Genomic DNA, 356 nt, shown 5'->3' with positions numbered 1-356 from the left:
TTTGTGTCCCCTTCGTCTAGCGGTTAGGACTCCGCCCTTTCACGGCGGCAACAGGGGTTCGAATCCCCTAGGGGACGCCACCTGCTTGGTGACAGGTGAAAGGTGTCGCCCTACAGTATCTCAAAACCGATTTGGTTGCGTAAGCAGCCGGGCCGCGTTTGAGATATTTGCTCTTTAACAATCCGGAACAAGCTGAAAATTGAAACGACGTGTCGTTTTCATTCTCCGTAATAAGAATGAAAAAGGCGACACGGTCGGGTCTCTCAAATGCTTGCAGCTTACAGCGTTGAAAAACGCCTGTGGGTTGTGAGGTTAAGCGACCAAGCGTACACGGTGGATGCCCAGGCAGTCAGAGG

1 tRNA gene is annotated in these 356 nt (G+C 52.2%); it reads left to right on the top strand.

The features are described from left to right. Window positions 1–5: 5 nt before the first annotated feature. Window positions 6–80: transfer RNA gene (locus WFO64_RS22390), tRNA-Glu, on the top strand. The last annotated feature ends 276 nt before the right edge of the window (window positions 81–356 follow it).

Source organism: Pantoea sp. AS142, from assembly GCF_037152305.1.
In the GTDB taxonomy this organism is placed as follows: Bacteria; Pseudomonadota; Gammaproteobacteria; order Enterobacterales; family Enterobacteriaceae; genus Pantoea.
The sequence above is the reverse complement of the archived record's forward strand: the minus strand, read 5'-3'. Positions and strand labels throughout refer to the sequence as shown.